This window comes from Clostridia bacterium (assembly GCA_017410375.1).
Taxonomy (GTDB): Bacteria; Bacillota; Clostridia; order RGIG6154; family RGIG6154; genus RGIG6154.
Genome location: JAFQQW010000039.1, coordinates 1 through 22175 on the forward strand (window position 1 = coordinate 1; position 22175 = coordinate 22175).

12 protein-coding genes are annotated in these 22175 nt (G+C 45.6%); 8 read left to right on the forward strand and 4 right to left on the reverse strand.

The annotated features are described in order from the left end of the window. Positions 1–204 precede the first annotated feature (204 nt). Together IJE10_05410 and IJE10_05415 are read right to left on the reverse strand one after the other, a co-directional pair. On the reverse strand, positions 205–1572 hold the full coding sequence (locus IJE10_05410) for an MATE family efflux transporter (GenBank protein MBQ2967538.1): 1368 nt from the start codon (positions 1570–1572) through the stop codon (positions 205–207). A 174-nt stretch (positions 1573–1746) separates the two neighbouring features. Next, entirely contained in the window at positions 1747–2166 is a 420-nt protein-coding gene (locus tag IJE10_05415; protein MBQ2967539.1) for a two pore domain potassium channel family protein, read from the reverse strand. Between the two features lie 138 nt (positions 2167–2304). Here IJE10_05415 and IJE10_05420 point away from each other — a divergent pair, with 138 nt between their 5' ends. After that, positions 2305–3432: a beta-lactamase family protein gene (locus IJE10_05420; GenBank protein MBQ2967540.1), complete on the forward strand. Its 1128-nt coding sequence runs from the start codon at positions 2305–2307 to the stop codon at positions 3430–3432. 358 nt (positions 3433–3790) lie between these two features. Here the strand turns inward: IJE10_05420 and IJE10_05425 are convergent, their stop codons facing one another. After that, positions 3791–5281 (reverse strand): hypothetical protein, encoded by a 1491-nt coding sequence (locus IJE10_05425; protein MBQ2967541.1) that lies wholly within the window; start codon positions 5279–5281, stop codon positions 3791–3793. 147 nt (positions 5282–5428) lie between these two features. On the opposite strand from IJE10_05425, the gene IJE10_05430 reads away from it, so the two are divergent. Beyond that, positions 5429–8335, forward strand: coding sequence for an S-layer homology domain-containing protein (locus tag IJE10_05430; protein ID MBQ2967542.1), 2907 nt, complete (start codon positions 5429–5431; stop codon positions 8333–8335). Between the two features lie 104 nt (positions 8336–8439). On the opposite strand, the gene IJE10_05435 is transcribed toward IJE10_05430, so the two are convergent. Further along, a complete protein-coding gene (locus IJE10_05435; GenBank protein MBQ2967543.1) occupies positions 8440–9264 on the reverse strand; it encodes an amidohydrolase family protein in 825 nt (274 codons plus the stop codon). A gap of 419 nt (positions 9265–9683) precedes the next feature. On the opposite strand from IJE10_05435, the gene rpoB reads away from it, so the two are divergent. The 6 genes from rpoB (at position 9684) to tuf (ending at position 22004) form a co-directional block, all read left to right on the forward strand. Then, complete coding sequence (gene rpoB / locus IJE10_05440; GenBank protein ID MBQ2967544.1) at positions 9684–13391, forward strand: DNA-directed RNA polymerase subunit beta; 3708 nt, start codon at positions 9684–9686, stop codon at positions 13389–13391. A gap of 86 nt (positions 13392–13477) precedes the next feature. Further along, positions 13478–17359, forward strand: coding sequence for a DNA-directed RNA polymerase subunit beta' (gene rpoC, locus IJE10_05445; GenBank protein ID MBQ2967545.1), 3882 nt, complete (start codon positions 13478–13480; stop codon positions 17357–17359). Positions 17360–17544: 185 nt separating this feature from the next. Next, positions 17545–17961, forward strand: coding sequence for a 30S ribosomal protein S12 (gene rpsL / locus IJE10_05450; GenBank protein MBQ2967546.1), 417 nt, complete (start codon positions 17545–17547; stop codon positions 17959–17961). A 154-nt stretch (positions 17962–18115) separates the two neighbouring features. Further along, on the forward strand, positions 18116–18586 hold the full coding sequence (gene rpsG, locus IJE10_05455) for a 30S ribosomal protein S7 (GenBank protein ID MBQ2967547.1): 471 nt from the start codon (positions 18116–18118) through the stop codon (positions 18584–18586). A 39-nt stretch (positions 18587–18625) separates the two neighbouring features. After that, complete coding sequence (fusA, locus tag IJE10_05460; GenBank protein MBQ2967548.1) at positions 18626–20710, forward strand: elongation factor G; 2085 nt, start codon at positions 18626–18628, stop codon at positions 20708–20710. A gap of 91 nt (positions 20711–20801) precedes the next feature. Continuing rightward, positions 20802–22004 (forward strand): elongation factor Tu, encoded by a 1203-nt coding sequence (gene tuf, locus IJE10_05465; GenBank protein ID MBQ2967549.1) that lies wholly within the window; start codon positions 20802–20804, stop codon positions 22002–22004. The last annotated feature ends 171 nt before the right edge of the window (positions 22005–22175 follow it).

A 22175-nucleotide genomic window follows, 5' to 3' on the forward strand; every position in this document is an offset into this window, starting at 1 on the left:
CGCGGTTTGGGGTTACCCGAAGGCGTACAAAGGTACGTCGAGAGGCGAAGTTTGTTCATAGCAAAAACGCATTTATCAAAAGAAAACACGCAAAACTTTGCGTGTTTTCTTCATTTGGTGTCGTTCTTGTAAGTTTGTACATACTTTGTTTGCCTTTATACTCGCGTTTTTGCGATCCGGACTTTTTTTACATCCCCCCAATTTTTATTCTACCAGTCGTTTGGAAGCTAAATCTGTTTTTTTGTAGTAAACTAAAGTGATGACGGATGCCACAATCCAGCCTGCGGGGTAGCCCATAGCAATGGGCAGAATGGTGTTTGAAATAAAGTTTGCGGTAATAAACAGATAAACTTGACGGAACACCACAAAGGAGGACAGCATAATAATCATGGGTGCTTTGCTGTTGCCCGAGCCGCGCAGGCTCATGGCAAGCACCTGATTGATGACGCAGACCATATAAAACGGCGAGATATACCGCAAAAATCTTGTGCCGTGATATACCACTTCGGGCTTGTCGTTAAAGATTGCCACGATATGGGGGGCAAAAATCACAATGGGAATCAAAAGAATTGCCGTAACCAGAAGCGCAAGCTTTATGGCAGCAGAAGTTCCTTTTTTGGCACGCTCAACATTGTTGTTACCCAAGTTCTGACCCACAAAGGTGGAAACTGCATAGGCAAGCGCCTGCATGGGCAAAAACAGCAGATGGTCAATTTTCGCGTAAGCTGCCCAGGCGGCGGTCAAATCTTCACCGAAATGGTTAATGTAGCTTTGTACAAATACGTTGGAAAAAGCGGTTACCGCCATCTGGATGGCAGAGGGAATGCCGACGATTAAAATTTTGGTCAGCTCGTTTTTGTGAATGCGAAGTGCAGTAAACTGTAACCGTACACAGGTGCTTGTTTTAAACAGCACAACAATTACAAGTACCGCAGAAACCGCCTGCGAAATTACCGTTGCCCAGGCAACACCTGCAACGCCCATATCAAGGTGAATGACAAAAATTAAATCCAGCACAATGTTAATCAGCGCGGAAACCACCAAAAAGTAAAAGGGCTTTGTGGAATCGCCGATGGCGCGCAGAACGGATGCACCGATGTTATAAAAAACCATAGCCAGCATTCCGCTGAAATAAATGTTTAGATAGGTCAGCGCTTCGGGAGCAACGGACGGGGGCATGTTTGCAATTTTTAACATGAGAGGCGCTGCCCAGAGGCCGATAAAGGTAAACAAAATGCCAACCAACAGGGACATCATCATTGCGGTATGTACGGTCTGCTTCAGGTTTTGCAGTTTTCTTGCACCGTAATACTGGGAAATCACAACCCCTGCACCGTTGGAAAGGGCAATGAACGCATTGAGGAGCATGTTGACAATAGAGGTTACAGACCCCACCGCCGCAAATGCCGCATTGGTGGAAAAATTGCCCACAACCCAGGTGTCTACCAGATTGTAAAACTGCTGAAACAGGTTACCCATGAAAAGCGGTACGGCAAACAGCGACAACTGCTGATAAATATTGCCGTGTGTCATGTCGATGTTCTGTTTTTTAAAGCTTGCTAAACCTTTCATTTTTTAACATCTCCCCATCAAGGCTTGTTGTTATTTTATATTGTAGCACGTTCTTCTCGGTTTTGCAAGTAAAAAGCAATAAACGGAGCGGAATTCCGCTCCATTTATTGTGTGTTGTAAGCGTAGGTGATCGGTTAAGCAAAACACCTAAAATAACAGACCCAAATTTCATAATTATTTACGATTTAATTTTTTTACCCGTTCAGAAAGTTCGGAAAGCTCTTCTTTGGAAAGCTCGGGTAAGCGTTCTAACTTTTCCAAAAACATGGAAACCGTTTCAGTTTCCCGTGCTTTTACAAACTCCATGTAGTACGCCAGTACCACACCCGGGACCATGGCGGCAACCATAATGCCGTAAAGCGCGAGCAAAACCGTAATCACTCTGCCGATTGCCGTAACGGCGCAGATATCGCCAAAGCCGATAGTGGTGGATGCCACAAAGCAGTACCACACACCTTCAAAGAATCCGTTAATCTGTGGCTCGATAACGGCTAAAATCCCTGCGGCGATACACAAAAATACTAAAAAGGTCCAAAAAATATGTATAGCACCGGTGCGCTTTAAAACGGCAATACAACGTTTAAACCCTTTCACGTTTCATCCCCTCCGTCCGTGTTTTATAAGGTTATTTTTATCATAGCATACATTTTAAAAACAGTCAATTGTTTGTTGCCGAAAAAAGCTTGACAGCAGAGATTTGGCGTGCTAAAATACTCTCGGGAGATGAGAAAAATGGATTTTACAAAATTAACGAAAACCCTTGACAGCTTTGTAGAGCTTGGCGTGCCTGCCAATGACTGCATTGTATATTACAAAGGCAAAGAGGTGTACCGTCATAAAAACGGATATATGGGAAACGAGCTGTTTAATATTTATTCCTGCTCCAAGCCCATTACCTGTGCGGCGGCTTTGCAGTTATATGAAAAAGGTTTATTTAAATTAGAAGATAAGCTTTCCGACTATATGCCCGAGTTTAAAGAGATGGTTGTAAAGGAATCAGACGGCACCCTCCGTCCTGCCAAAACCCAAATTACCATAAAGGATTTGTTCTGCATGACAGCAGGCTTTACTTATTGGCTGAGAACACCGCACCTTATGCATTGCAGAGAAGAAACAGAAGAAAGATGTCCTACAAGACTTACAATGGAATATCTTGCAAAAGAGCCGTTATTGTTCGATCCCGGCGAGCGCTGGGAATACAGCTTATGCCACGATGTGTTGGCGGCTTTGGTGGAGGTGCTTTCGGGCATGCCCTTTGCAGAATATGTAAAGAAAAATATTTTTGAGCCGCTCGGCATGAACCGAACGGACTTTTTGCCCGATTACAGCGTTGTTTCACCGCAGATTGCACCGCTTTGTGCGTGGGATGCGGACATAAAAGCCGCCAAAGTCGTGCCGTCTAAGGTGCCTGTTTACCGCTTAGGTACCGAGTATGCTTCGGGCGGAGCGGGCTGTGTATCTACCGTAGAAGATTACATTAAATTTGCCGAAGCTATGCGAAAAGGCGATGTCATTTTAAAGAAAGAGACCATTGATTTGATGCAAACCCATTGCCTGACCGACGAGCAGATGCGTACTTGCTGGGTGGACGGCTATGGTTACGGCTTGGGCGTTCGTTGCAAAAAAGGCGAAAATGGTGCGCCCGATTTCGGCTGGGGCGGTGCGGCAGGTGCGTACCTTGCAATCGACAGAGAAAATGAATTCACATTTTTCTATGCACAGCATCTTTTAAGCACGCCAATAGAGATCAAACGCAACGGGTTGACGCAGGTGATTTTTGAATGCATATATGACATAGATGCGGAAAAGGAAGCGGTGCCGAAAGGCAATGAAAATAATGCAGGGGCGGCGTTTGTTTAAAAACACAAAAAAGAGCGGAATCCATCAAGGATTCCGCTCTGTTTAATATTCTCTCCTTCCGTCACGCTTACGCGCGACACCTTCCTCGTCAGAGGAAGGCTTTGTTTCTTTCTTGCGGTTAAGCGATTTTCCTGACGGTCTGGGAGCAGAATTCGTTTAGAATTCTGCTCCCAGCGTGTCGATAAACCTATCGACACGCTGTAGACTTAAGAAAAAGCAAGCAATGGAGCGGAATCCTCGATGGATTCCGCTCCATTCAACATCTGTTCAAACCGGAGATTCTTCGCTTCGCTCAGAATAACAAATAGTTCTTTGCTTGCGGTAGAACGACTTTTTCGACAGTCTGAGCAGAATTCGTTTAGAATTCTGCTCTTTGTAAATAGATAATTACGCCCGGCTCGGAGGTATCCCATTCGGGCTGATTTTTTGTGCCGATTTCAGAAATGAGCGCGCCCGGTATGATCAGGCAGTTTTTGCTAAAGGTAACCGAATCGGTTATGTCTATGGCGGTGTCATCTGCCAAATCCTGCATCAAAACCTGTGTAATTTGTTTCTTTGTTTTGATGGTCAGGCTTTTGTATTCGCCAAACACGCCGATAAATTCGGCATTTTCCGCATCTACCGCTATCTCACAAAGGGGAATGTAATATTTGCGGTTTAATGTTCTGCCCAAGGTTGCGATCGAGAACGCACCGTTTGGATTCTTTGCGGCTACAGCATAGGGGGTGTTACCCTCGGAATCGGGAATGATTTCGGGAAGCGGACAACCTCTGGAAATGCGGGCAGGGGCGCTTTTGGTAACGGTATTTTCCTTTATAAACTGTTTAAAGTAGTTCTCTTCATACCACCAGGCTTCAAATTCTTCGTCGCGGTTTTGAAGTGTCCAGAAGTCGGTAAGCTCGTTGGTATCAACAAGGAATTTCTCCCCGTATGCACCAAAGGCAGGGGCAATTCTGTGCCAGCGCACTGCACGGGTGACTTCGGTGATTTTGGTTTTTAAATTTCGGTGCACCGCAGGGAAAGAAATGTCGGGCTTTCCGTTTATAAACGCGCCTGCATACGGATGGCGCATAACCCCCATGGCATATCCTGCTGCGGCGGCGATATACACCTCATCCTCGCAGTTAATCAAGCCCATAAATCCGTTCTCGGTTTTGGGCGCGTTGCCAAAATTTTTCAGTTTTTCCATGGTCATGGGGATAGACATTACAGCAGGCACATCATAGGTGCGGTACACATCGGAGTATGGAATCAGTTCGGGCAACATTGCGTGCTCGATAATCAGATTGGGGGCGTACTGTCTTGCAAGTCGGGTCATTTCTCTGCGATATTCTGCGTTGCGTGCTTTTTCGCCCCAGTCCACCTTCCAGTACGCAAAATCTGCAAAGTCCGCTTCTTTCAGACGGGTGATGCGGTATTTGGGATCGTCTTTGTCGGGAGCTGTTACGGCTTCCTGCGCGCAAACCCAACCGCCAAGCCCTTTCCAGCCTAACGCCTTTACGCGGTCAACCAGCCGTTTTAAGGCGTCCTGGTTAGAAACATTTTTGGTACTTTCGGGAAATTTATCTTTGTCCAACTGTAAACTTCCGCAAAGGGGTCTGTCTTTTACACCTTTTGCCACATCCCAACTGTCATCCATTACAAAAAACAAGTCTTTTCGTGCCTCGGGATAAAAGTAAGCCCAGCCGAAAGGCTTTTCTTCCGAAAACATTCCTTTCTCGCCCATAATCGACCGCTGTCCCTCCGGCTTACCGTCGCAGGAGGCATAAAGCTGTGTCTGCCAGGTACAGTAGTAGTCGGGGGTCGGATTTACAATGTCAGGAATTAAGTTTATGGCCGTTTTTTTCATTTTTTTGCTCCTTTCGGTGCGTGCTGTGTACAGTTTAACACAGAAAATGTATTTTGTAAATAACAAAAAACTCTGGAAAATACTGGACGAATTTTAAAAGCTGTGATATAATAAACACTATCATTTAAGTAAAGTGGGGACATAAAAATGAAAAGAAGTATTTCGATTTTGCTGGTGCTTGTGATGGTGCTGGCATTGCTTCCGATGCAAGCGGCTGCGGCAACTTTTTCGGATGTACCCGAAAGCCATTGGGCATATCAGACCATTCATGACCTGGCAGAAAAGGGCGTAATTAACGGTGTCGGAGACGGACGGTATGACCCCGACGGCACTTTGACCCGTGCGCAGTTTGTAAAGCTTTTAACCTGTGCATTGGGTACTTTTGATGCACAAAAAACATATCCTGCAGTGTTTGCGGATACCCCGGCGGATGCCTGGTACACCCCGTATGTAACCTGCGGTGTGCAAAGCGGAATTATAGAAAATAACGGCTCGGCATTTATGCCCGAGAACCCTGTTTCCCGCGGTACGGCGGCGGTTTGGATTGCAAACGGTCTGGGCATCATGACCGATACCGAGTGCGCTTTTTCGGATGTATTGTATGCGGTGGAAAGAGAAGCGGTTGCGGCGGCATCCGAGCGCGGTTTAATCAAAGGCTACGAGGACGGCACATATCGTCCGGGCAACATTTTGTCCCGTGCAGAAGCGGCGGCTCTGATTGAGCGTCTGATGCGCGAAAAAGAAGCGCGGAGCGGACTGCGTGCCGATGCGGCAAACGAAATTGTGTTTACCGAAAAGGTACAGGTGGCAGAAACGGGCGCAAGCAAAAACAAGGTAACAGCAATGGATGCGGAAAAGAAAACGTTAACGGTTTCTTCTGCAGACAGTGTGGTTAAAAACTTAAAAAAAGGGGATGTTTTGTATATCCCGGGTGCATTTTCGGACGGCGAAGATGTGCTTGTCAAGGTGGTAAGCAGTAAAAAGGCAGGGACCAGGACAGAAATTTCTTATGAGGAGCCTGCTTTTTCAGACGTGATTGAAAGCATTGACATTTCAACCGTTGTTACCCCCTCCGAGGCCGACCTTGCAAAAAATGAGCATATCAGTCTTACGGGCGGTTTTTCAGGCGGTGATGTTGGCAAAGTGGACCTCAACCTGGAGAAAAAAGATGGTAAATGGACGGTAATGCTCAATGCTGACGAACATAAAAAGAAAGAATTTACCATCGAAACGCCGAACTTTGACACCAAAAAGGGCGCATATGCGCAAATGAATATGAGTGTTGAGGTGTTGGTAGACATTCAGCTGAATCTGCTCCACCCGAATCTGGAAGCCAAGGCGAAGGTATTGACCGAGGTGGGCGCTGTGGCAGGCTATGCCAATGATGCGTCGGCAAGCGGTGCCATTCCGTTCCCCGAAATCACCATTGCGGTGGCAGGACCGTTGGAAATCGCGGTAACGCCGTCCATTACAGCTTCGGCAGGCGGTAAATTCAAGGTGGAAGCCGATGCAATTTTAACCAATGATTCGGGTATTGAGTACAAGGACAGTACGTTATTGCCCTGGAGCAAGACGACATTTGATTCAGGGCTTGAAGCCGATGCAGACGGCTATGCGGAAATCGGTGTTTCGGCACAGGTGGATCTGGGACTTTTGGATGTAAAGAATATTGGCGACCTGGATTTGCTGACCTTAACGGCAGACCTGGGTGTTGGTGTTGAGGGCAAGGTTTCGGTAGAGCAATTCCTTTCGGGCGGTGCGGACGGCTTGCAGTATGCAGGACATCAGAATACACCCGACGAAAACGGCAAAATCCACAACTGCTATTTTTGTGTGGAAGGTACAATTTATTCGTATGATTTCTTTACCTTCGGTTTAAGCGAAGAGCTGAACGAGGGCTTAAAAGAATACACAGGCAAAGAGCTGACCTATAAGAGTAAAAAGCACATTTTTGTATTTTCTCCCTGGCATTATTCCTTCGGGGATTGGGAGGGTGAAAATTTTGAAATGAGAAACTGTCCGCACATGGCTTATGAAACCACCATAACGGTGCGTGACAAGGAAACTAAACAGCCTCTTTCGGGCGCAAGCGTGTATGTAAATGACAAAAAGAACGGATATACCGATGCAAACGGGCAGATTGTGTTCTATTTAGAGCCGAATCTGTATTCTGCAAAGCTGACCCTGGAAGACTATACCGAAGATACCATAAGCTTTTATGTGCCCTGGAGCAGAAATGCTGTTTCGGCAGAGCTGGAGCCTGAATTGAGCGGTTTCTTTAAGACGGTAGATTATAACGGCGAATATATCGGGGAAGCAAGATATTATATTTCGAACGGTAAGCTGTATAAAGAGGCTGACGGTAAAAAAACCGTGCTTGCAAACGGCATTATGGGGCAAAATATTTTAACCAACGGCAAAGAAGTGTACTACGGTACAAAAGATTTGAAAATCAAATATAAAAATCTTAAAGACAACACTGAAAAAATTGTACACACCGAAACCGTGCCGCAGAGTATAATAGACGAATGGTCTTACGATGGCAGTATATCTGATTTCTCGCTGAATGTTGTGGGAATCAAAGATAACAGATTGTTCTTCTATCTTGACCACGCGATTGGGGCTATGTATTTAAAAGGGGTGGACATATCCACCGGAGCCACTTTGTTTACAGACGATGATTCGCTTAGGATGGAAGATGGTGAAATGGTTAACAATCAGCTTGTGTTATTCCAGTACAGACGATCTGCGACGGATGAACTGGAAATCTATTCTCTGGATATGGAAAATCTGACAGTCAGCCATTTGGATACCGCGTGCTTCTTTAATATAAAGTCCTACAAAAACGGTTTTCTTTACTGGGACATTACATATTCCGGGTCGAAAACAAGTGGCAGTTTGGTGTACTATGATTACGATACCTACACTAAAAAAGAAGTTTTCCATGCAGACAAAATAGATTTAGGATCTTTTTCGTACGGCAACGGAACCGCAACCTATTCTGTGAAAAACAAAAAATACACCTTGAAGCTGGAGGATTTAATAAAGAAATAAACTGCAAATAAAATATTAAAAAATACGGAGCGGAATCCATTAAGGATTCCGCTCTGTTTGACATGTGTTCTGTTTATGGGATTTCTTTACTTTGCATGATTGAATTAAATAGTAAAAACGCGCTTGAAATTATCCGAAAGGATGGCTTTGTTCTGTTCGGGGGTTAAGTTAAGGTTCATGAATCGTTCCAGCTCATCGGTGTGATCCCACATAGGAAAGTCTACCCCGAAAAACATTTTTTCCAAGCCGTATGTATCAATCAGCTCTCTTGCGCGCTCCGGTGAAATAAAGGGGAGAGAGGAGCTTGTGTCATAATACACATTCTCTAAACCTGCCAAATGCTCAGAAGCATCCTCCCAGCGACGGTAGCCGCCAAAGTGGGAGGCGAGGCAGATGAGCTTTGGAAAATCCTTGGCTACCTTTGCAAGACGCACAGGGGAGGAAAAGTCATAGCGATTGTCCCCGGTGTGGTACAAAATAGCAAGCTTGCCCTCGCAAAGCTCGTAGATTTTATAGGCTTTTTCAGCGTCAATATCAAATTGCTGAAAATCGGGATGGAGCTTTAAGCCGTGCAAGCCGTTTTCAATGCAGAAATTGATTTGCTCTTCGATGTTTTCGTAATCGGGATGCATGGTGCCGAAACCGAAAAATTCTTCATGCTTTTTGCACTCTTCCACAATAAAGTGATTGATGCTTTCCACCTGCGCCGCGGTGGTTGCCGCAGAGCAAACAAGATATTTTTTTACGCCGATGGGATTACCGCTTTTTAAAAGGGCTTCCGAAATACCGTCCCCGTCATACATATCTATGCCGTAAAACTTACCGATGGCAGAAACTGCCTTGCGGGCAATTTTCTCAGGGAAAATGTGGGCATGGGCGTCACAGATTTCATAGCTTTTGGCAAACTCCGAAACATTCTTGTACTGCATATTTGTCGCTTCTTTCTGAAAATTTTCTGAATCATTCCGATTAGGCCCCCTTGTCTAAAGGGGGATGTCAGCCGAGCAGGCTGACTGGGGGATTTGGAAAACAGAAAACAATTTAATGGATTTTTTCCAATTATATAATAAAAACAGTCAAAAATCAATATTTTTTTGGAAAAAACTAAAATTTTTCTTGACAAGCCTGTATATTTTGTGGTATAATTATTATCCATCATAATGTAACTTGGTGCAATATGCCTTTCGGGAGGTAATTGTTTCCTATATATAATATGGTGCATGCAATTTGTAAGATTTTTTCATTCATATTTGGAACGAGGCTTTTGAAAAAGAAAAGGCGCTCAATGTTCAGGATGATTAAATGCGTTACGGATTTAATTTATTTTCAAATGAGGTGAATTTAATTTATGTCAGAACCCAAGGTAATCAAACTGGGCAAAAACACCAGACGAAGCTATTCTAAAATTGACGAAGTTCTGGAAATGCCTAATCTGATTGAAGTACAGAAAAACTCTTACAAGTGGTTTTTAGAGGAAGGTTTGCATGAAGTATTCAAGGATGTGTCTCCCATCACCAACTTTGCGGAGAACTTAATCTTGGAATTTACCGATTACACTTTGGATGAATCGGCTGCAAAGTATGCCCTCGAAGAATGCAAAGAAAGAGATGCAACGTACGCAGCACCCCTTCGTGTTAAGGTACGTTTAATCAACAAGGAAACCGGCGAATTAAAGGAACAGGAAATCTACATGGGCGACTTCCCGCTTATGACCGATCAGGGTACCTTTATTTACAACGGCGCAGAACGTGTTATTGTCAGCCAGTTGGTAAAATCGCCCGGCATCTACTATGAATCGGATTATGATAAGGCAGGCAACCTGCTCTTTAAGGCAACCGTTATCCCGAACCGCGGTGCATGGATTGAATACGAAACCGATTCTAACAATATTTTCTCTGCCCGTGTGGACAGAACCAGAAAGGTACCGGTAACCGTTCTTTTAAAGGCGCTGGGCCTTGGTAACAATGCCGAAATTTTGCAGATGTTCGGTGAAGATGAAATCCTGCTTTTGAACACCATGGAAAAGGATACCATCAAAGATACCGACGGTGCATTGGAAGAAATTTATAAAAAACTCCGTCCGGGTGAACCGGCAACCGCAGAGGGGGCAAAGCAGCTTGTAAACTCTTTGTTCTTTGATGCACGCCGTTATGACCTGGCACGTGTTGGCCGTTATAAGTTCAACAAAAAGCTGTCTTTGGAAGACAGAGCAACCGGCAAAGAGCTGGCTGAAGATGTAGTAAGCCCCATCACCGGTGAGGTTTTGGCTTCTGCAGGGGATGTTTGCTCCAAGGAAGTGCTCCGCGAACTGAAGAAGAATGCCGTAAACCGTATTGTTCTGAAAATCGAGGACAAAAATGTTGTGGTATTCTCCAACAACATGGTTGACCCTGCTGACTTTATCGAAGGCATCGATTTAGAAGCCATCGGTGTGAACGAAGATGTTTCTTACTCTGTTCTGACCGAGTTGATTGAAGAAAGCGGCGGCGATGTGGACGAACTGACCACCCTTTTAAAGAACAACACCGAAAGACTCATTCCGAAGCATATCTTAGTAGAAGATATTTTTGCTTCCATTAACTATATCATCAACATGCAGCATGGCCTTGGCAGTGTGGACAACATTGACCATCTGGGTAACCGTCGTCTCCGTGGCGTTGGCGAATTGCTGCAGAATCAGTTCCGTGTAGGCTTTTCCAGAATGGAAAGAGGCGTACGCGAACGTATGACCATCCAGGATTTGGATGTAATTACACCTCAGGCGCTCATTAACACCAAGCCTGTTGTGGCAGCCATTAAAGAATTCTTCGGTTCTTCTCAGCTGTCCCAGTTCATGGACCAGCCCAACCCCCTGGCAGAGCTTACCCATAAGAGAAGACTTTCTGCATTGGGTCCCGGCGGTTTGTCCAGAGACCGTGCATCTTTCGAGGTTCGAGACGTACACTACTCTCACTACGGTCGTATGTGCCCGATTGAAACCCCTGAAGGTCCGAACATCGGTCTGATTAACTCTCTTGCAACCTATGCAAGAATCAACAAGTACGGCTTTATCGAAGCACCGTACAGAAAGATTGACAAGGAAACCGGTATTGTTTCCAATGAAATCGTTTATATCACAGCGGATATTGAAGACGGCAAGATTGTTGCACAGGCAACCGAACCCCTTGATGAAAACAACCGCTTTGTAAATAAGAAGATTATTGCCCGTTACATGGACGAAATGATTGAAGTAGATGCTTCCCGTGTAGATTACATGGACGTATCTCCCCGTCAGGTTGTATCGGTTGCAACCGCTATGATTCCTTTCTTAGAAAACGATGACGCATCCCGTGCCCTCATGGGTTCTAACATGCAGCGTCAGGCCGTTCCGCTGATTAAGCCCGAATCGCCTATCGTTGGTACAGGTATGGAATACAAGGCAGCTATGGACTCGGGCGTTGTAGTTGTTGCAAAAGAAGACTGCACCGTTTTGAAGGTTTCTGCCGACAAGGTTACCGTTCGTGAAGAAGCAACCGGTAACATCCGTAATTATAACATCTTAAAATTCCAGCGCTCCAACCAGGGTACCTGTATTAACCAGAAGCCCGTTGTTGAAGAAGGCGAATTTGTTAAAAAAGGCGATATCATCGCCGATGGCCCGGCAACACAGCTCGGTGAAATCGGTCTGGGTAAAAATATCCTTATCGGCTTCATGACCTGGGAAGGCTATAACTATGAAGATGCTATTCTGATTAACGAGCGTGTTGTTCGCGAAGACGTTTTAACTTCTATTCATATTGAAGAATTTGAAACCGAATCCCGTGATACAAAGCTCGGACCGGAAGAAATTACCCGTGATATCCCCAACGTTGGTGAAGACGCGCTCCGTGATCTGGACGAACGCGGTATCATCCGTATCGGTGCGGAAGTAAACTCCGGTGATATTTTGGTTGGTAAGGTAACACCTAAGGGTGAAACCGAGCTGACTGCAGAAGAACGACTCCTGCGCGCAATTTTCGGCGAAAAAGCAAGAGAAGTTCGTGATACTTCTTTGCGTGTACCCCACGGTGAAGGCGGTATCATTGTAGACGTTAAAGTGTTTACCCGCGAAAACGGCGACGAGCTGTCTCCCGGTGTAAATCAGGTTATCCGTTGCTACATCGCACAGAAGAGAAAAATCTCTGTGGGCGATAAAATGGCAGGCCGTCACGGTAACAAGGGTGTTGTATCCAGAATTTTACCGGAAGAAGATATGCCCTTCCTGCCCGACGGTACACCGCTTCAGATTGTATTGAACCCCTTGGGCGTACCTTCCCGTATGAATATCGGTCAGGTGCTGGAAGTGCATCTTGGCTATGCGGCAAAGGCATTGGGCTGGAAGATTGCAACACCTGTATTTGACGGCGCGCACGAGGAAGATATTGAAGAGGCTCTGGAAAAAGCAGGCTATAACAGAGACGGTAAGACCGTTCTGTATGACGGCAGAACCGGTATGCCCTTCGATAACCGCGTAACCGTTGGTTACATGTATATGTTAAAACTCCATCACCTGGTTGATGATAAGATGCATGCCCGTTCCACCGGTCCTTATTCTTTGGTTACCCAGCAGCCGTTAGGCGGTAAAGCACAGTTCGGTGGTCAGAGATTCGGTGAAATGGAAGTTTGGGCTTTGGAAGCATACGGCGCTGCATACACTCTGCAGGAAATCTTGACCGTAAAATCCGACGACGTGGTTGGACGTGTTAAGACCTATGAATCCATTGTCAAAGGCTATAATATCCCGAAACCGGGTATCCCCGAGTCCTTTAAGGTATTGATTAAAGAACTCCAGAGCTTGTGTCTGGATGTGAAGGTTTTGGATGAGGAACACAATGAAATCGATTTGCGTGACTATGACGAAACCGACGCACCGGTAGCAACCCCCGAAATCTTAGAACAGCTCAAGCGCGAAGCGGAAGAAAATGAAAGCAGAAACGAAGCCAATGCTGCAGAGGCAGAAGAGGAAGAGATTTTGTTTGATGAAAAATCCGTTTTCGAAGATGATCTGACAGTCATTGAAGATTTGGAGGACTTATAATCATCCGTTCCCGCAAATGAGGAACAGTACTGAGATTTTTGAAAGCTCTGATTCAGAGCTTGTCTATAGAAAGGACAGGTAAATTTATGGAATTCAATGTATTTGATGCGATACAAATTGGCCTTGCATCTCCCGAAAGTATCAGATCCTGGTCAAAGGGTGAAGTTAAAAAGCCCGAAACTATCAACTACAGAACTTTAAAGCCTGAAAAAGAAGGTCTTTTCTGCGAAGTCATTTTCGGACCTATGAAGGACTGGGAATGTCATTGCGGTAAATATAAGAGAATCCGTTATAAGGGCATTGTGTGCGACCGATGCGGTGTTGAAGTAACCAAAGCAAAGGTAAGAAGAGAAAGAATGGGTCATATCGAGCTTGCCGCTCCGGTATCTCATATCTGGTACTTCCGCGGTATCCCCAGCCGTATGGGTTTAATTCTTGAAATGTCCCCGAAGGATCTGGAAAAGGTTCTCTACTTTGCAGCTTATGTAGTTGTAGACCCGGGTAAAACCCCCTTATTCAAAAAACAGATTTTAAGCGACAGAGAATATAAAGAAGCTTACGAAAAATACGGTTCTCGTTTCAAGGCAGGTATGGGCGCTGAAGCCATTAAAGAGCTGCTTGCTGAAATTGACTTAGAAGCTTTGTCCGCAGAACTCAAGGAAGAGCTCGAGGGCAGCACCGGTCAGAAGCGAATCCGTATCATGAAGAGACTGGAAGTGGTAGAATCCTTCCGTCACTCCAACAACAAGCCCGAATGGATGATTATGGATGTTATCCCGGTTATTCCGCCGGATATCCGTCCTATGGTTCAATTAGACGGTGGCAGATTTGCGACTTCTGACTTAAACGATTTGTACAGACGTGTTATTAACAGAAACAACCGTTTGAAAAAGCTGTTAGAGCTTGGCGCGCCCAGCATTATCGTTCGCAACGAAAAGAGAATGCTTCAGGAAGCAGTTGACGCGCTTATCGATAACGGCCGCCGAGGCCGTCCGGTAACAGGCCCCGGCAACAGACCCCTTAAATCCCTTTCCGACATGCTTAAAGGTAAGCAGGGTCGATTCAGACAGAACTTGTTGGGTAAGCGTGTTGACTATTCCGGCCGTTCGGTTATCGTAGTTGGTCCCGAACTCAAAATTTATCAGTGCGGTTTGCCGAAAGAAATGGCAATCGAACTGTTCAAGCCCTTTGTAATGAAGCGTTTGGTAAGCCAGGGCTTGGCTGTAAATATCAAAAACGCAAAGAGAATGGTAGAACGTGTTCGTCCCGAAGTCTGGGAAGTGCTGGAGGATGTTATTAAAGAGCATCCTGTGCTTTTGAACCGTGCACCTACTCTGCACAGACTGGGTATCCAGGCATTTGAACCCGTGTTGGTTGAAGGCCGTGCACTTAAACTCCATCCGTTGGTATGTACCGCTTACAACGCGGACTTTGACGGTGACCAGATGGCTATTCACGTTCCGCTGTCTGCAGAAGCACAGGCAGAAGCAAGATTCTTAATGCTTTCTGCAAACAACTTACTTAAGCCTCAGGACGGTAAGCCGGTAACCGTACCGACGCAGGACATGATCCTCGGTGCGTACTACTTAACCATCCAGAAGCCGAAGGAAGTAAAAATTACCGAACCCGGCGACACCGGTTATGCAATCGGCGATGTGGTTCGTTATATTACAGAAGAAGGGGATAAACTCCCGTTAGAACGCTTGAACGCACAGCTTGTTGCAGAAGGCAAAAAGCCTGCTGAATTCACCGAAGATAAATGCTTTGGCGGTGAACCGGCAGAAGGCAGAGCATTCTCCTCTGTGGACGAAGCAATTTTGGCTTACGAAGCAGGTGCAGTCGGTTTGCACGCACCCATCAGGGTTCGTATGTCCAAGGAAGTGGAAGGCTATACTGTAACCGGCTTGGTTAAAGCATCTGTGGGCCGTATTATCTACAACCAGAATGTTCCGCAGGATTTAGGCTTTGTGGACAGAACCGTAGATATCGAAGAACTTAAAAAAGCTGAAGCAGCTTATGATAAAGCAACCGGTGCCAAGAAGGAAACCTTAAAGAAAACTGTGGATGAAATGAAGCAGAAGATTTTAGGTCTTGAAATTGACTTCCTCACCGGCAAGAAACAGCTTGGTAAGATTGTAAACAAGTGCATCAAGGCACACGGCATGGCTGAAACTGCCGATGTACTGGACAAAATCAAGGCAATCGGTTACAAATACTCCACCAAGGGTGCCATCACCATTTCGGTATCCGACATCGTGGTGGTTGGTGAAAAAGAAGAAATCATTCAGAAAACCGAAAAAGAAATCGAAACCATTACAAAGCAGTTCCGTCGCGGTTACTACGACGATACAGAACGCCATAACATGATTGTTGAAGAATGGATGAAAGCCAACGATGAAATCGGTCAGGCAATCATGAAGAGCTTGGATAAATATAACCCGATCTTCATGATGGCAGACTCCGGTGCCCGTGGTAGTATCAACCAGATCCGTCAGCTTTCCGGTATGCGTGGTATCATGGGTAAAACCGACGGTGGTGCCATGGAAGTGCCGATTAAGGCAAACTTCCGTGAAGGTCTTACCGTGCTTGAATTCTTCACCTCTTCGCACGGTACCCGTAAAGGTTTGGCGGATACGGCGCTCCGTACCGCAGACTCCGGTTACCTGACCCGTCGTCTGGTTGACGTATCCCAGGACGTAATCATTCGTGAGGACGATTGCGGTTCTACAGAGTATGTAAACCTGTTCGACATCAATGACGGTAAGGAAATTATTGAAGAGTTAGAAGAACGCTTGAACGGCAGAACCATGTTTGAAGACGTGGTACATCCCGAAACCGGCGAAGTGATTATCGCTGCAAACGAAATTGCAGACGATGAAACAGCTAAGAAGATTGTAAAGAGTGGCATCAAAAAGGTTAAGGCACGTTCTGTTTTAACCTGCCGTGCAAAGGTTGGCGTTTGTGCAAAATGTTACGGTGCAAACCTGACAACCGGTAAGCTTGTAAACATTGGTGAAGCAGTTGGTATCATCGCGGCACAGTCCATCGGTGAACCGGGTACACAGCTGACCATGCGTACATTCCATACCGGTGGTGCTGCAGGCGGTGACGATATCACACAGGGTCTGCCCCGTGTAACCGAACTGTTTGAAGCAAGAAAACCGAAGCCGAAGGGATTGGCGGTTATGACCGAAATCGGCGGTAAGGTAAGCATTGAAGACAATAACAAAACCCGTGACGTTATCATTGAAAATGAAGACGATCGCAAAGTATATACCATTCCGTACGGCTCCAGAATCAGAGTTTCGGACGGCGATGTGGTTGAAAAGGGTGACGGTTTGACCGACGGTTCCTTCAACCCCCACGAAATCCTTGAAATCAAGGGTGCAGGCGCTGTTCATGCATATCTGGTTCAGGAAGTACAACGTGTATACCGCATGACCGGTGTTGATATCAACGATAAACATATCGAAATCATCGCCCGTCAGATGCTCAAGAAAGTCACCATCGAAGATGCAGGGGATTCCGATTTCTTAGCAGGTTCTATGGTTGACCGCCTTGTGGTACTCCGTGCAAACGAAGCGTTAGAAGCAGAAGGTAAAAAGCCTGCAACCTTTACCCAGGAACTCCTCGGTATCACAAAGGCTTCCCTTGCAACAGACAGCTTCCTGTCTGCCGCATCCTTCCAGGAAACCACAAGAGTTCTGACAGATGCTGCCATCAAGGGCAAGATTGACCCGTTGGTAGGTCTTAAGGAAAACGTTATCATCGGTAAGCTCATTCCTGCAGGTACAGGTGTACCGCAGTACCACCATGTGGATGTGGCAACCATCAATGCTGCCGCTCCCGAAGAAGTGGAAGAGCTGACTTTAGATGAAAGTGCAGACGTAATCGGCGAAAGCATGGATGCTGTTGTGGAAGAAATTGCAGCAGAAGAAATCTTCACCGAGGCACCAACTGAAGAATAATTCAGAAAAATTTGAAAAAGCTATTGACATTTGTCCCGTTTGGTGATAGAATGTATGGGCTGAATTGTGAAATGAAACAGGAGCAGGTTGAAAAACCTGCCCCTGATTTCAGTTGTTTTCTAAGTTTTAACCTGTATATAAAGCGAAAGCTTCTATATAAATATTAAAGCATGGAGGTGAATGAATTGCCAACATTTAACCAATTGGTCAGAAAGGGCCGCGAAACTTCTGCAAAGAAGTCCACTGCACCTGCTCTTCAGAAGGGTTTTAACTCTATCAAAAAGAAGCAGACAGATCAAAGCGCTCCGCAGAAACGTGGTGTTTGCACCTACGTTAAGACCCAGACCCCGAAAAAGCCGAACTCCGCTTTGCGTAAGATTGCCAGAGTAAGACTTTCTAACGGTATGGAAGTTACTTCCTACATCCCCGGTATCGGTCACAACCTGCAGGAACATAGCGTAGTTTTGATTCGTGGAGGTAGAGTTAAGGACCTCCCTGGTGTACGTTACCACATCATCCGTGGTACTTTGGATACAGCAGGCGTGGCTAACCGTAACCAGTCCCGTTCCAAGTACGGCGCTAAGAAAGCAAAGAAAAAATAATTTTCATTAAGGCTTTCGAATTTATGTTGAAATTTTCATGTGCGTTTGGCATTTTATATAGATATGTAACTTGCCCAAACTTGCACAGCGGTAAAGCAATTTACCGAGTACCTGCGATTGATATCGCTACCATTATTTAAAGGAGGGAAGTAAAGTGCCAAGAAGAGGCTTTGTTGCAAAAAGAGAAGTGATGCCGGATCCTATGTACAATTCCGTAATCGTTACCCGTCTGATCAACAACATCATGTTGGATGGTAAGAAAGGTGTAGCGCAGAAAATTGTATACGATGCGTTCGACATCATCAAAGAAAAAACCGGTAACGATCCGTTGGATGTGTTCACCCAGGCGATGGACAACATCATGCCCGTTCTCGAAGTTAAAGCTCGCAGAGTGGGTGGTGCGACTTACCAGGTTCCTATGGAAGTACGTCCGGAAAGACGTCAGACTTTGGGCTTGAGATGGTTAACCAACTATTCCAGACTCAGAAACGAAAAAACTATGCGTGAAAGACTCGCAAACGAAATCTTAGACGCAATTAACAACGCCGGTGCATCCGTTAAGAAGAAGGATGATACCCATAAGATGGCTGAAGCAAATAAAGCATTTGCTCACTATCGTTGGTAATTGTCTTAAACCTATTGTTGAGATTATAAGGAGGTCAATATGCCAAGAGCTTTTAGTCTGGAAAAAACCAGAAACATTGGTATTATGGCACATATCGATGCCGGTAAGACCACCACAACCGAACGTATCCTGTTCTACACAGGCCGTACCTACAAAATCGGTAACGTATCCGATGGTGAGGCGACCATGGACTGGATGGAACAGGAAGCAGAACGTGGTATTACCATTACTTCCGCTGCGACAACTGCACAGTGGAATAACCACAGAATCAACATCATCGATACCCCCGGACACGTTGACTTTACTGTAGAAGTAGAACGTTCTTTGCGTGTACTTGACGGTTCGGTTACTGTATTCTGTGCAAAAGGCGGCGTTGAACCGCAGTCCGAAAATGTTTGGCGTCAGGCAGACAAGTACGGCGTTCCGAGAATGGCTTATGTAAATAAGATGGATATCATGGGCGCTGACTTCTATAACGTTGTCAACATGATGAAGGACAGATTAAAATGTAATCCGATTCCGATTCAGCTCCCCATCGGGTCTGAGGACACCTACAAAGGTCTTATCGACTTGGTAAACATGAAAGCAATTGTTTACTATGATGACCTCGGTAAAGATTACAGAGACGAAGAAATTCCTGCCGACATGATGGACAAGGCAGAAGAATACCGTCAGGCTTTGCTTGAAGCTTGTGCGGAAACCGATGAAGAATTAATGGAAAAATTCTTCGAAGAAGGCGACCTTACTGTTGAAGAAATCAAAAAAGCAATCCGTACAGCCACCATCAAAGGTGAAATGATTCCGGTGCTTTGCGGTACTTCTTACAGAAACAAGGGTGTTCAGCCTTTGCTGGATGCAATTGTTGACTACCTGCCTTCTCCGCTCGATATCCCTGCAATCAAGGGTATCGACCCCGACACCGAAGAAGAAGTTGAAAGACCTGCAGACGATAAAGGTCCTTTCTCCGCTTTGGCGTTCAAGATCATGACTGACCCCTATGTAGGTCGTCTGACCTTCTTCCGTGTATACTCCGGTACTGCTACATCCGGTTCTTATGTATACAACTCTACCAAGGGTAACAAAGAAAGACTTGGTAGAATTCTGCAGATGCACGCAAACCAGAGAGAAGATATCGATATGGTTTACTCCGGTGACATCGCTGCTGCTGTTGGTTTTAAAAATACAACAACCGGTGATACCCTCTGTGATGAAGACCATTTGGTAATCTTAGAATCCATGGAATTCCCGGATCCCGTTATCTCTGTTGCAATCGAACCCAAGACCAAAGCAGGTCAGGAAAAAATGGGTATCGCACTTGCAAAGCTCGCAGAAGAAGACCCGACATTTACCACACATACCGATGAAGAAACCGGTCAGACCATTATCTCCGGTATGGGTGAATTGCACCTTGAAATTATCGTAGACAGACTCTTGCGCGAATTTAAGGTTGAAGCAAGTGTTGGTAATCCGCAGGTATCCTATAAGGAAACCATCCGCAAGACTGTTGAAGTGGATCACAAGTATGCTCGTCAGTCCGGTGGTAAGGGTCAGTACGGTCACGTTAAGATGATTGTAGAACCTTTAGAACCCGGTTCCGGCTATATCTTTGAATCCAAAATCGTCGGCGGTGCAATTCCGAAGGAATATATTCCTGCAGTAGATGCTGGTATCCAGGGCGCTATGCAGTCCGGTGTACTTGCAGGCTACAACGTTGTAGACGTTAAATGTACCTTAATCGACGGTTCTTACCATGAAGTCGACTCTTCTGAAATGGCATTTAAGATTGCCGGTTCTATGGCATTTAAGGATGCTTGCCGCAAGGGTGATTCTGTTCTTCTCGAACCTATCGTTAAAGTTGACGTAGTTGTTCCGGAAGAATACATGGGTGACACCATGGGTGACATCACATCCCGTCGTGGTCAGATTCAGGGTATGGAAGCTCGTCAGGGCGCGCAGGCAATCACCGCATTTGTTCCGCTGTCCGAAATGTTCGGTTATGCGACCGATATGCGTTCGTTTACCCAGGGCCGTGGCCAGTATACCATGACTCCCGACCACTTCGAACCCGTTCCGAAGAGCATCATGGAAAAAATCGTTGCTGACCGTGCAAAAAATAATGACTAATCTTTAAGAAAAGTCTTGCTTTTTTTGCAAATATCGGTTATACTAAATACAAATACAATTATTGTTTTTTAAAAAAAGGAGGAAAACTCAAATGGCAAAGGAAAAATTTGAGAGAAGCAAACCCCATGTTAACATTGGTACTATCGGCCACGTTGACCATGGTAAGACCACTTTGACAGCTGCTATCACTAAGGTATTGGCTATGAAGGGTGGCGCAGAATTTACAGATTACGCTAACATCGACAAGGCTCCCGAAGAAAGAGAAAGAGGTATCACAATTTCTACTTCTCACGTAGAATATGAAACCGCTAACAGACACTACGCACACGTTGACTGCCCCGGACATGCTGACTATGTTAAAAACATGATCACCGGTGCTGCTCAGATGGACGGTGCTATCTTGGTAGTATCTGCTGCTGACGGTCCGATGCCCCAGACCAGAGAACACATCCTGTTGTCCAGACAGGTAGGCGTTCCCTACATCGTTGTATTCATGAACAAAAAAGACCAGGTTGACGATCCCGAATTGCTCGAACTCGTTGAAATGGAAATTCGTGAATTGTTGAACGAATATGAATTCCCGGGTGACGATACTCCTATCGTTGCAGGTTCTGCTTTGCAGGTTCTGGAATGCGATTCCAACGATCCCGCTGCTGAACCCTACCAGGCTATTGTTGAATTGATGGAAGCTGTTGACAGCTACATCCCCACACCTGAAAGAAAGGCTGACTTGCCCTTCTTGATGCCTGTGGAAGACGTATTCTCCATTACCGGTCGTGGTACTGTTGCTACCGGTAGAGTAGAAAGAGGTCAGCTCAGAGTTAACGAAGAAGTTGAAATCGTAGGTCTTACCGACGAATCCAGAAAAGTTGTTGTTACCGGTATCGAAATGTTCAGAAAGCTTTTGGACTATGCAGAAGCTGGTGATAACGTTGGTGTACTTCTCCGTGGTGTTCAGAGAAACGAAATCCAGCGTGGTCAGGTATTGGCTAAGCCCGGTACCATCAACCCCCACACCAAGTTCAAGGGCGAAGTTTACGTTCTTACCAAAGATGAAGGTGGCCGTCATACTCCGTTCTTCAACAACTACCGTCCCCAGTTCTATTTCAGAACCACTGACGTTACCGGCGTAATCAGCCTGCCCGCAGGTGTTGAAATGTGCATGCCTGGTGATAACGTAACCATGGACGTTGAACTCATCACTCCTATCGCTATCGAAGAAGGTTTGAGATTCGCTATCCGTGAAGGTGGTAGAACCGTAGGTTCCGGCGTTGTTACCGCTATCAACGAATAATTTAAATTTCAAATTTAAATTTTAAAAGACTTCCCATATGGGAAGTCTTTTTTTGTGTGCAACGAAAACCACGCGATAGTCGCGTGGTTCAATAGAGGTTTACCGATGAACAGACAGGAAACTAAAGTATATAACAAACGTAAATTGTTAAGCAACATTGTAGAATGATAC